The 11,864-nt window shown below is 65.4% G+C and carries 11 protein-coding genes; 3 read left to right on the top strand and 8 right to left on the bottom strand.

Annotation, left to right across the window (positions count from 1 at the left end; genetic code table 11):
- Positions 1–35 precede the first annotated feature (35 nt).
- On the bottom strand, positions 36–863 hold the full coding sequence (locus tag BH93_RS17610; RefSeq protein WP_155291092.1) for a hypothetical protein: 828 nt from the start codon (positions 861–863) through the stop codon (positions 36–38).
- Between the two features lie 668 nt (positions 864–1,531).
- Between BH93_RS17610 and BH93_RS17615 the strand changes: the two genes are divergently transcribed.
- Positions 1,532–1,825, top strand: coding sequence for a WhiB family transcriptional regulator (locus BH93_RS17615; protein ID WP_027496361.1), 294 nt, complete (start codon positions 1,532–1,534; stop codon positions 1,823–1,825).
- A 79-nt stretch (positions 1,826–1,904) separates the two neighbouring features.
- Here BH93_RS17615 and groL read toward each other — a convergent pair whose 3' ends face one another.
- On the bottom strand, positions 1,905–3,518 hold the full coding sequence (gene groL, locus BH93_RS17620; RefSeq protein ID WP_032376738.1) for a chaperonin GroEL: 1,614 nt from the start codon (positions 3,516–3,518) through the stop codon (positions 1,905–1,907).
- Positions 3,519–3,611: 93 nt separating this feature from the next.
- Entirely contained in the window at positions 3,612–3,911 is a 300-nt protein-coding gene (gene groES, locus BH93_RS17625; protein WP_008718149.1) for a co-chaperone GroES, read from the bottom strand.
- Between the two features lie 530 nt (positions 3,912–4,441).
- Between groES and BH93_RS17630 the strand changes: the two genes are divergently transcribed.
- Positions 4,442–6,160 (top strand): Hsp70 family protein, encoded by a 1,719-nt coding sequence (locus BH93_RS17630; protein WP_052065691.1) that lies wholly within the window; start codon positions 4,442–4,444, stop codon positions 6,158–6,160.
- Here the strand turns inward: BH93_RS17630 and tsaD are convergent.
- The 4 genes from tsaD to BH93_RS17650 form a co-directional block, all read right to left on the bottom strand.
- Positions 6,145–7,179 (bottom strand): tRNA (adenosine(37)-N6)-threonylcarbamoyltransferase complex transferase subunit TsaD, encoded by a 1,035-nt coding sequence (gene tsaD / locus BH93_RS17635; protein ID WP_032376736.1) that lies wholly within the window; start codon positions 7,177–7,179, stop codon positions 6,145–6,147. The genes BH93_RS17630 and tsaD overlap by 16 nt on opposite strands.
- Positions 7,176–7,667, bottom strand: a complete 492-nt coding sequence (rimI, locus tag BH93_RS17640) for a ribosomal protein S18-alanine N-acetyltransferase (RefSeq protein WP_037176626.1) — start codon at positions 7,665–7,667, stop codon at positions 7,176–7,178. The genes tsaD and rimI overlap by 4 nt, the downstream gene beginning before the upstream one ends.
- Positions 7,664–8,332, bottom strand: coding sequence for a tRNA (adenosine(37)-N6)-threonylcarbamoyltransferase complex dimerization subunit type 1 TsaB (tsaB, locus tag BH93_RS17645; RefSeq protein WP_037176625.1), 669 nt, complete (start codon positions 8,330–8,332; stop codon positions 7,664–7,666). The genes rimI and tsaB overlap by 4 nt, the downstream gene beginning before the upstream one ends.
- 93 nt (positions 8,333–8,425) lie before the next feature.
- Positions 8,426–9,709, bottom strand: a complete 1,284-nt coding sequence (locus BH93_RS17650) for a DUF7373 family lipoprotein (protein WP_155291091.1) — start codon at positions 9,707–9,709, stop codon at positions 8,426–8,428.
- A 219-nt stretch (positions 9,710–9,928) separates the two neighbouring features.
- On the opposite strand from BH93_RS17650, the gene BH93_RS17655 reads away from it, so the two are divergent.
- Positions 9,929–10,486, top strand: coding sequence for a hypothetical protein (locus BH93_RS17655; RefSeq protein WP_037176620.1), 558 nt, complete (start codon positions 9,929–9,931; stop codon positions 10,484–10,486).
- A gap of 99 nt (positions 10,487–10,585) precedes the next feature.
- On the opposite strand, the gene BH93_RS17660 is transcribed toward BH93_RS17655, so the two are convergent.
- Positions 10,586–11,818, bottom strand: coding sequence for a DUF7373 family lipoprotein (locus BH93_RS17660; protein ID WP_155291090.1), 1,233 nt, complete (start codon positions 11,816–11,818; stop codon positions 10,586–10,588).
- Positions 11,819–11,864: the final 46 nt, after the last annotated feature.

Here is an 11,864-nt window from a genome sequence, read left to right on the forward strand (position 1 = left end):
CGAACCACTCGGTCCGTCTTCGACCGCGGTCCTGGTCAGTCGATCGACGAACCACTCCGGCGATCGATCGCCGAAGCGAGATCGGCAGAGGTCATCATCCCTGCGTCGGCGATTCCGGTTCCTTCGCAGAGCATCGTCGCGGCCCAGCGCAGGGGCAGCAGGCCGTGCATCGCCGCAGCGCTGGCCACCTGGACCGCCGAATCATGTGCGCGGGTGCTCTGCCCTGCGCAACTCAGTGCGGCCGCCAAGACCAGGTCCGTCTTGATGCTGTGGCGTAACGAATCGGCATCGTTGGCGAGAGCCAGTGCGGATTCGGCGTGTCGGACGGCCGTCGGGCCGTCGCCGCGCACCATCGCCAGTTCGGCCGACACCCACGCAGCTCGCAGAGCCGGACGCCACAGCCGATCGCCGTTCGGCCCCTGCCGGTGTTCCTCGCTGCGCTCGAGCAGGATCTGCGCCAACTCGAACCGCCCCGTGCCGAGCGCATCGGCGGCGAGGCCGATCAACGCATCGCTGCGGGCTTCGACGGTGTCCCTCGATCGCGGAGGTCCCACGAGACCGACGAGAAACACCGCTCTGCCGTCGAAGCGGCGCGCCCGATCGTGCCTACCCAGTTGACGCAGCCATGACGCTCTGGTCGACGCGTGCAGCGACTCGAGTTCCAGGCTGTCCGGTCTGTACCGCCGCAGCTCGACGTCCGCCGCGCCGTATCGACCTTGCCCGGCCAACGCCACGCTGCGGTACCAGCTCTCGCGGGGACCGGTCGCCGCAGGGAGTGGAAATCGGCCGGGGTCCGGACCGAAAGCGACGTCGAGGAGGTCGGAGGGCGTCACGGCTGACCGCGAGATCTGCTCTGGTGGCACGACGCAAGGGTAGGGCCTTTGTGCTGCGCCGAGAACCACTCGGTGTGGCGAGAATTCGTACTCGATCTCAGCACCGGATGCGGGCTCTTCATTCCGTGCACGAATTGCAGTTTTCAAGGAATTAACAATGTAAATAAGACCGTTCAGGAAACGGCAATCTGAACGCTGTGTAGCGAATAGGTTAAGCGCCGCACCGAAACGGTGAACCGTGCCGAGAAACCTCGGCGGTCGTTGCCCGAAGGCTCGGCCCTGAACATGCAGTTCCAGAGGCCGACACCGCACGCCGAGTGCAGTGCAGTTCCGACCGAGCCGACCAGCTTGCACCGAACGAACCCCTGGAGCCTTCACAGGACCCTGAACAGCGAGAACATGGACGAACGCCAGGAGAATCGACCGCACGACGCCGCAGTTTCGGCCATTGATTCCCAGCGTCGACGGGACGGATGCCGAGCCGTGCTCTCCCTATCGTCTCCCGTGTTCGCGGATTCTTCAACAGGAGCGACACGCACGCGGTGAGGTCCAAGTAAATATCGCCCGTGTTAATTCTTGGCACCATAACTATGCATTTGCCCACGACGAAGAACTATTGACTGGATTTCGTCGACCCACATAACGTTGTCGGCATTCGGATCACGAATCCGAGAAGCCACACCACCCTAGGAGTTTTCATGCCGCAGCCGAATCACCTCCCTGGGCCGAACGCCGACATTTGGGATTGGCAGATGCACGGCCTGTGCCGTGGGGTCGACTCGTCCATGTTCTTCCACCCGGACGGCGAGCGAGGCCGCGCACGAGCACAGCGCGAGATGCGCGCCAAGGAAATGTGCCGCAGCTGCCCCGTTCTCGCGCAGTGCCGCACACACGCTCTCAACGTCAGTGAGCCGTACGGCATCTGGGGCGGAATGTCCGAAACCGAGCGAGAACTGCACGCCCGGCACAACCGTCGCCGTATCGCGGTCTAGTCGACGCGACACTCACGCACACATGCCGAAGCCCCCAACCCGATACGGGTTGGGGGCTTCGTCGTAGTTCTACCGAACGTCAGTGAGCGTGACCGTGCCCGGCGGCAGGCTCGGCGGCCTCTTCCGGCTTCTCCACGATCGAGCTCTCGGTCGTCAGGATCATCCGAGCAACCGACGCAGCATTGACCACAGCGGAACGAGTCACCTTCACCGGATCGACGACGCCGTCTGCCAGCAGGTCACCGTACGTCAGGGTCGCGGCATTGAATCCGTGTCCCTTCGGCAGCTCGGCAACCTTGCTGACCACGACGGAACCGTCGATGCCGGCGTTGGTGGCGATCCAGAACAGCGGCGCGTTGAGCGCAGTGCGCACCACGGCGACTCCGGTCGCTTCGTCGCCGGTCAGGCCCAGATCATCGGCCAGCGACAACGCTGCCTGCGTCAGAGCGGAGCCACCGCCGGGAACGATGCCCTCTTCGACGGCCGCCTTGGCTGCTGCCACTGCGTCGTCGACGCGGAACTTGCGTTCCTTGAGCTCGGTCTCGGTGGCTGCGCCGACCTTGATGACGGCGATGCCGCCCGAGAGCTTCGCCAGACGCTCTTCGAGCTTCTCGCGATCCCACTCGGACTCGGTGTTCTCGATTTCACGACGCAACTGGCCGACGCGAGCATCGATGTCTTCCTGGGAACCCGCACCGTCGACGATGGTCGTGTCGTCCTTGGTCACCACGACACGACGAGCGCGCCCGAGGAGCTCGAGACCGGCCTCCTTCAGGCTCAGACCGACATCGGCAGTGATGACCTGTCCCGCAGTCACGACGGCGAGGTCGTCCAGGAATGCCTTGCGACGATCACCGAAGAACGGCGCCTTCACGGCGACGGCCTTGATGGTCTTGCGGATCGAGTTCACGACGAGCGTCGAGAGAACTTCGCCCTCGGTGTCCTCGGCGAGGATGAGCAACGGCTTGCCGCTCTCGGCCACCTTCTCCAGCAGGGGAAGGAAGTCCGGAAGCGAGGTGATCTTCTCGCGGTAGAGCAAGACGTACGCGTCTTCGAGTACGGCTTCCTGCGTGTCGACGTCGGTGACGAAGTACGGCGAGAGGTAGCCCTTGTCGAACTGAACGCCCTCGGTGACCGAGAGTTCCGTGAGCAGAGTCGAAGACTCTTCGACGGTGACCACGCCGTCGGCACCGACGCGGGTGAGCGCCTCACCGACGAGCTCGCCGATCTCGGGGTCACGCGAGGACACGGTGGCAACCTGAGCAATGGCCTGCTTGCCCTCGACCGGAGTAGCGGCGGCGAGCAGAGCCTCGGCAACCTTGTCGGCAGCCTTGGAGATCCCGACGCCGAGTGCGATCGGGTTCGCACCGGCGGCGATGTTCTTCAGTCCGCCGCGCACGAGAGCCTGCGCGAGAACCGTCGCGGTGGTGGTTCCGTCGCCTGCGACGTCGTTGGTCTTGGTGGCGACACTCTTGACCAGCTGTGCGCCCAAGTTCTCGAACGGATCTTCCAGGTCGATCTCACGAGCGATCGACACACCGTCGTTGGTGACGGTCGGTCCGCCGAATGCCTTGGACAGCACGACGTGGCGTCCTCGGGGTCCGAGAGTGACCTTGACTGCGTCGGCAAGCTTGTCGACGCCGCGCTCGAGTGACCGGCGCGCTTCCTCGTTGAATTGGATTTGCTTTGCCATGTTTCGGTGTTACTCCTTCGAGTAAAGAAACTCGATCGCACACCGCCCCGGCACCGACACGAGATCGGCTTCCGGGGCGGGATGCGTTGTGGCCTACTTGGCGATGACTGCCAGCACGTCGCGTGCCGACAGAATCAGGTACTCCTCGCCGGCGTACTTGATCTCGGTGCCGCCGTACTTGCTGTAGATGACGGTGTCACCTTCTTTGACGTCGACCGGAATGCGATTGCCCTTTTCGGTGACACGGCCTTCGCCAACGGCGACGACGGTGCCTTCCTGAGGCTTCTCCTTGGCTGTGTCGGGGATGACCAGACCGGAGGCGGTCGTCGTCTCGGCCTCGTTGGCCTGGACGAGGATCTTGTCCTCGAGCGGCTTGATTTTCACGCTCGCCACGTTGAGCCCTCCAAAAGTTATGGGGTACGCGTCCGGGGTCGGATCCCCGGACAGCTGTGTGTAAGTACTTCTCGTGCGGTCCTGATAAACAGCTCGAACTCGTTCCCGTCGTCGCGGGTGCCGGGACTTCGCTCGATGCCAACTAGCACTCTATACACGAGAGTGCCAGCACTCAAGGGCTGGGTTCGCCAGATTCGAGTCGGTGCGGGCCCGGACGGTTGTCCGCTACCGACGACGCACAGCTTCTCGGACCCCATCAGTCGCAAATCGCAGCAAATCAGGCCCCGAAACGCCGATGCCGCTACCGATTTCCGTGTTTTTCCGGCTGCGCCCTCGTCCATTGAAAAGCCTGGTGAACCACGCCGAAAAGCTTCCCGATAACCGACCGCACGGAATATAACGCTCGCATAAACACCGGAAGTAACGTTACGATAACGGGGCTGTCCGAACGATAACGATCGACAGCTGTGTCGCGACATGAGGCACAAGGCAGTCGAACCGGACAGGCAAACAGGGGCGGGAGGTGCACCATGCGGGTAGGAGTGGGAGTGTCCACCGGATCCGAGGTCGTGTGCGCAGCCCTCGTCACAGTCGACTTCGACGGCAGTAGCACGGTCGAGTATCGGACGGTATCGGCCGATCGCCAGGCGAACACCGATATGGGCGAGCTCGTCACCTCTGCGATCGAGCTCATGGCATCGATGGTTCCCGGACATCGATCACCCGACGCCATCGCCGTCACCTACCGCACCCAAGAGCACGCCGCGGCAATTCGCGGCGCATTGGCGCACACCACCCGCGACGTTCGGCTCGTGCCCGAATCCGCGGCGGCAATTGCGCACCTGGCGACCACCGGCCTGATCGACGGCTACGACACGATCGCTCTGGTCGATCTCGGCGCGTCGGGCCTGTCGGTCACCGTCACCGACCGAACGGCTGGAACGGTATCGGCGCACGGCCGGTCGGACGTCGTCAGCGGCAACGCACTTGACGCTCTCGTCAAGAATCTCGTCCAGGACATGACCCGTGACAACCTGCGCGACGACATTCGCGACGACCGCGGAATTGGATCGGCACGGTACCGATCGATCAAGGAACAGCTCTCCTGCGATGACGAAGTCCGGATCGAGCGCTACAGCGGGGTACCGCTGACCGTCGGCCGAAGTGAATTCGAGACCGCTGCATCGCCGCTCCTGCGCGAAGCAGCCCTGTTCGTCCGCAGAGTGTTCGACGAGAGCACCCACGAACCCGAGGCCATCGTGCTCATCGGCGGCGGTGCCCACATCCCGCTGCTGGCCTCGTCCATCACCGACATGTTCCATGCCCGCGTCATTCGCCTCCCCGAGCCCGACGCCGTACTCGCCGTGGGGGCGGCCGCGGTCGCCGCATCGGTGACCGACACCGACTACCCACTGGTTTCGGCTGCACGCCGAACCGCGGGCCGGATGAGTCGCTACTCGGGAGCGATAGCTGCCGCCGTCGTCGCGGGCGGATTGGTGCTCGCCTACGGCCTACAGACGATGACCCCGGCAGACGACCCGAGCGTGTCCCCTGCCGGCAGCGCGACGAACCCCGTCGCCGGCTCCGGCGACTCGGGACGACCCGTGGCCGAGGGTTACTCGCCCGGTGACACGTCGACCTCCGCCCGCAGCTCGGGAGACCCCGTCGGACCCGCAGCAACCACGGTGGAGTCGACGGATTCGTCGTCCGGACTCACCACGTCCACGGCACCGACCACCACGCCGACGCTGCGACCTGCTCCCGACCTCCCGCGCATCGAATGGCCGGTCGGTCCGCCGCCGGAGTCGTCGTCACCCGGAGCAGGCACCGGTGTCACCGTCGTGCCGCCGACACCGGTCACCCCCGAGCCCACGACGCCCGCACCGACCACCACTGCACCTGTCGAGCCCACCGACCCCGACGCGGGCGAGACCCCCGGTACGACAACGCCGTCCGGCCCCACCGAGCTCAGCCCCGGATCGACACCGCAACCCTCGGCCGAGGCCGTGCCACAGAGCGGTGTGGAACCCAGCCGTGTGGAATCCAGCGGTGTGGAACCGACCGAATCGATCGCGGTTCCGACGACGGTCGTCCGCGGCTCCGATCCCACTCCCGAACTGACGCCTCCGCCCACCGTGTGGTCGCCACCGCCTGCGGTGTCCGGCCAGAGCGTCGAACCCCGCACATCACAGGAGTCGGCTGCTCCGCGAACCTCCGAGCCCGTTCCGGACGTTCAGCCGGGTACCTGACTGGTCGCAACCGATAGACCGGGATCGGTCACTGCGGTGAGTGCAGACGGCGCAGCGCCGCCGGCGACGAGATGTGCACCCAGGGCCGCAATCATGACACCGTTGTCGGTGCACAGCCGCGGCTTCGGTATTCGCAGTGTCAAACCCTGCTCGGCACAACGACTTTCGATCAACGACCGGATACGCGAGTTGGCCGTGGCACCCCCGCCGAGGACGATCGTGTCGACATCGACGTCGGTTGCCGCACGAACCGCCTTCATCGTCAACACATCGGCGACGGACTCCTGAAACGATGCGGCGATGTCAGCTACCGGAACAGGATCGCCGGCGCGTTGCCTGGCCTCGACGAATCGAGCGACCGCGGTCTTGACTCCCGAGAACGAGAAGTCGTACCGGGCATCGCGAGGGCCGGTCATTCCCCGGGGAAACGCGATCGCGGACGGATCACCCTCGCGCGCAGCAGCATCGAGAGCAGGCCCGCCCGGGTAGCCCAATCCGAGTAGTCGCGCGACCTTGTCGAAGGCCTCTCCGGCGGCGTCGTCGACCGTCGTTCCGAGTTCGGCGATCGGCCGAGACAGATCGTCGACGTGCAGCAGATGAGTGTGCCCACCGGAGACCAGCAGCGCAACACACGACGGCATCGGACCGTGTTCGAGCGTGTCGACCGCGACGTGTCCACCGAGGTGGTTCACCGCATAGAAGGGCACGCCCCACGCTGCGGCGTACGCCTTGGCGGCAGCGACCCCGACCAACAGCGCCCCGGCCAATCCCGGCCCGATCGTCACCGCGACGGCGTCGGGACGATCGATGTCGGCCGCTGCCAGAGCTCGCCGCATGGTCGGCACGATGGCTTCGAGGTGTGCCCGGGACGCCACCTCGGGCACCACTCCGCCGTAACGGGCGTGCTCGTCGACGCTCGATGCCACCTCGTCCGCCAGCAGCTCGCACTGTCCGGCGTTCCACCGGACGATCCCGACTCCCGTTTCGTCGCAAGAACTTTCGATACCCATGACGATCATCGGGCTGATCCTTCGGTTCGTTCCGGCCGACGCATGGTGAAGGCGTCGGCTCCGCTCGGCTGGTAGTACTTGGCCCTGGTACCCACGATCTCGAACCCCTCGCGTCGGTACAACTCGATGGCAGGCTCGTTGTCGGTGCGGACCTCGAGAAAGACCGGTCCACCGTGCTCGTCGGCCGCTCGAAGCAATTCGCCGAGCAGTCGTCCGCCGATCCCTCTGCGGTGATGAGCAGGATCGACGCCGATGGTGTGCACCTCGGACTCACCGACCACGAACGCACCGCGGCTCGGTTGCCCCAGGAGGGCGATGCCTGCGTAGCCGACCACCTCGCTGCCCTCGCGCGCCGTGAAGTAATGATTGTGGGGCGCAGCCAGTTCCGCGACGAATGCATCCTCGGACCACGGGTCGTCGCCCTCGAAGAGGACGGTCTCGAGGTACGCGCACCGAGGAGCGTCCTGCACGGTCATGGGCTCGATCGATACCGTCATTGCCGGGCCTTCGCCGCGGCGCGCTCGTCGAGCGTCTTGGCATCGGGGCGGCGCAGATACAGCGGAACGAGCGGACCCGGGACAACTCCACTCGCGATATCGGCCGCCGCGACCTGGATCAAACCGGCCGGTGACGGTGCCTGCACATCGCGAATCGGAAGGTCGAACAGCGCGGCATGCGGACCGGAGCCCGCGACCGCGTCGACCCCGAGACGGTCGAGTTCAGCGGGTGCCAGAACGTCGGGTCCCGCTGTGCGTACCCCCGCTTCGTACCGGGCCCAATAGATTTCGCGACGCCGCGCATCGGTCACCACCAGCAGGGACCCTGGTTCGGCAACCTCGGCCGCGATGGCGTCGAGGCTGCAGACGCCGTACACCGGCAGCCCGAGCGCGTCACCGAACGCCGCTGCTGTCGCCATTCCCACCCGCAACCCGGTGTAGGGGCCGGGCCCGACGCCGACGACGACGGCATCGAGATCGGCCGCGGTGATGTGGGCCTCCGTGAGGCACTCGAGAATATTGGGCGTCAGGACCTCCGCGTGCGACCGCGCGTCCACCCGAACCCGCGTGGCGAGGGTTTCGACCGGAACACCGGCGGCCTCCGTCAGGCGCACCACACCTGCGGTGACGGCGGGGGTCGAGGTGTCGACGGCAAGTACAAGCACGAGGGTTCAGGTTACGCGTCCGCGCGTCCAGGTACGCATTCCCGTGGTGCGCGGAACCTCGCCTCCCTGTCACGAGGTCCGCGCACACCGATGTCAGGCGACAGCGTCGAGAATCATGTACTGAGCGGTGATCCGTTGGTGTGCCGCCAGTTCGTCGTCCTTGGTGTCGACCATCGCGGTGTATCGACCGACGTGCACTCGGCACCGGATGGTCGTCTCCGTCGTCGATTCCTTGGAGATGCACGACGATCCCGGAACACCGGGGGCGGGAGCGGATTGCTCGTAGACTCCGTCTTCGAGATCGCCGTCGTTCATGGCCTGGTAGAGCTTTTCCGCACCTTCTGCGTCCGCGCTGCGGTAGACCATCGAATCGTCGATCGCAACGCGATCGGTGCCGGTCTCGTCCAATACCGCATCGAGGTCGCCGCTGACGGTGAAGTGTTTGAGACCGCGTGCCCCGTACACACTGAGCTGGTTGACCGAGCGCTCCTCGGCCGGAAGCGTGAGAATCAGGACCTTGTCGACGTCGATGGGCAACGAATCGAACTGTCCGATCGGCGTGGCCGGGAACTGGTCGAGCAACGTTCCCTGCTCGTCGACTGCACGGGCGATGGTTCGGGCGGCCCACTGTTCGTCGCCAGAACCGGAGTACCCGTTGACGTAGATGACGAAATCCCCACGCGCGGTCAGGGTGTTGACCGACAAGGCGTCGTTCTGCGTGTTGGACGACGCCAAGGTCTCCGGAAGGACATCGATGGCAGTCTCGGTGTCGGCCGGTCGGGGTGTCCCGGTGTACTGATCGGGTGCGCCCTCGGTGATCAACACCTCGTGGACGCCACGGGCTGCGTCGGCGGCGGCAGCCTCGTCGGGAAATCTGAGCACCGAGATGTTCAGCACGTTGGCGCTCGTCGCGCGGCCGACGGGATCGGCTGCCGAATCGGGCGCAGTATCGGAGGATCCCCCGGTGGAGAATCCGGACAGCATGCCTGCATCGGTGAGGACCGGAACGGCTTCCTGCGGCAGGATCAGGTCGGTGGCCTCGGGACCTTTCAGGACTCCGAGCGTCGAATTCTTGCCCAGGGCGGAGTCGATGGCCGAGGGCAGGGCAACATACTCCGCCAGGCGTTGCGCCTCGATCATGTAGCCCTGTGTTTCGTCCCGAACCTGTGCGTATTCCGCCCGAGGCCACGTCCTGTTCTCACCGGGATCGAGCTCACCCTCCGCTGCCGTCACCCCGCTGTCGGTATTCTCGCCGGTGGCAGTGGCCTCTGCGGCACCTGTGTCGGGAGTCGATCCATCGGTGTCCGATCCACACCCCGCCACCAGCGCCATGGCTGCTGCGGCCGCAATCACACCGGGTCCCAATCGTCTTCTCATAGCTGTCCTTTCGCTGCGTCGGACATCAGACGCGGCGTCGCGCCACAATGTTCCCGCCGCGACGACCCCACGATTCGATCGCCGGTCACGGGAACAAACAGCGATCGGGCGACGTCCGATCGCTGCATCGTTCGGTGTTGCACAGTCTCCGCAGTCCGGACGCATCGGCTACCGAGCACAGCACGATTCTTCGAAACACATGACGATTGGGAGAACACGATGACGGACTACGGACACTATTCACCTGCATCACCGAACCCGGCCGACCCGGAACCAGGCGCAGGACGCGGCAAGAAGCGTGCACTGATCGTCGGAGCGTCGATCGGTGTCGTCGCGGTCGCTGCGGTGGCGGCCGCGATCGTGATTCCCGGTCTCTCCGATCCCGAGGACGCCGACACCGACACCGACGCCGCACCCGCGGCCGTGGTCGATCAGGACAGGGATGCGCAGGACATCGATGCACTCACCTCGCAGTACCTGAGCATCCTCGGCTCGAACGGCGGACCCGACGGGTTGGCTCCGGTGCGGTGCGCCCAGGCGATCGAACGGGCCGAGAAGGCACCGCAGCCCACCCCGTTCCCGGACGGAACCGACATGGTGGTCGCCGAGAAGTTGACACAGAACTTCTACGGGCCCGATCACGCCACCGCACGAGTGGTGGTCGGTGCCACCGTGGACGGTGCCCCCAGCCTGGGCGGCGGCGACGGAACCATCCTCGGCCTTGACTACCTGAGGGAGAACGGAACGTGGAAGGTGTGCCGCGTCGACCCGCAGTAGCGATACGGTCACACTTCTCGACCGCGACGAACGGCCCCGGATCGACGGACCCGGGGCCGTTGTTCGTCGCTGCCGTTCCGAGTTACTGCAGCCCCGCAGTCAGGACCCGGTCGCAGTGTCGAGAACCAGATACTGGGCCGCCGTCATCCGATGGGCCTTCGTTTCGTCCTCGAGCGTGGACAGCTCGGCGGTGTAGCGATCCTTGTGCATCAGACATGCCGTCTGCACCCCGACGGTCGTGTCCTTGGACAGGCAGCTGGAGTCGGGTACACCGGGAGACCCGGCCGAGGGCTCGAATCCCATGTCGAGGTATTCCTGCTTCAACATGTCGTACATGACGGCGGCCCCGGACGCGTCAGCGGATCGGTAGACGTTTGTTCCGTCGGTGGCCATCCGATCGCTGTTCGACTTCTCGAACTCCTCGAGTGTCTTGGTCGAATCGGTCGAGGTGTGCGCTGCGCCACGGGCGCCGTACACCGCGCGCCGGTCGCGGTTCGCATTGTCCGCGTCCTGTTCCAGCGTCAGAACCAGCACTTCGTCCTCGTCGATCGGCAGTTCGGTGAACCGGTCCGACGGGGTAGACGAAAACCGGTCCAGAAGCGTCCCCTGGCGGTCGACGGCCGTCGCGATCGAGCGCGCGACCCAATCCTGCTGGCCTTCGGGCGCAGAGGCGTCGACCGAGATCACGTAGTCACCTCGCGCGGTGAACGAATCGCTCGACACACCGCCCAGTGCGGTGGGTTTGGAGGAGACGAGGGTATCGGGCAGAACGTCGATGGGAGTGGACACCGCCGCCGGGCTGTACTCGGTCGGGAGGTAGGACTGCTCGATCAACCCCTGCGCGGCACGCCGAGCGGACTCCGCGTCCGGAAACCGCATGACCATGAGATACAGCGCATTTCGGGTACCCGGATCCACCCCTGGCTCGTCGGCTCGGTAACTGGCATTGGAGGCGAACCCCAACATCATGTTCTCGCGAGCCAGCACATCGACCTGACCGTCGGTGTACGGGACTCCACGAACGGAGTTCGCTCCGGCGAACGCTCCGGTAGTGCCGCTGAAATTGTCCAACAGGCGGGGATCGACTTCGCTGGGCAGGACGACGAATTCTGCGAGTCGTTGGCCCTCGATCACCCGCCCCTGTGTCTCGTCGCTGACCGTGCCGAACGGTGCCTGAGGTGTCGTGCGAAAGTTTCCCGGGTCGATCTCCCCGGGGGCAGCGGCCTCGCTGATCGTCTGTCCCGACGCGTTCGACGGGCCGTCGCCACCGGAGGAGCAACCCGTCACCAGCGTCGCTACCGTCAGCGTTGCCAGTACCGATCGTGTCCACATCGAACGCATGGTATGCCCTTCTCGAGAGAATCGAAGTCGGCGATCC

Source organism: Rhodococcoides fascians A25f, from assembly GCF_000760935.2.
GTDB lineage: Bacteria > Actinomycetota > Actinomycetes > Mycobacteriales > Mycobacteriaceae > Rhodococcoides.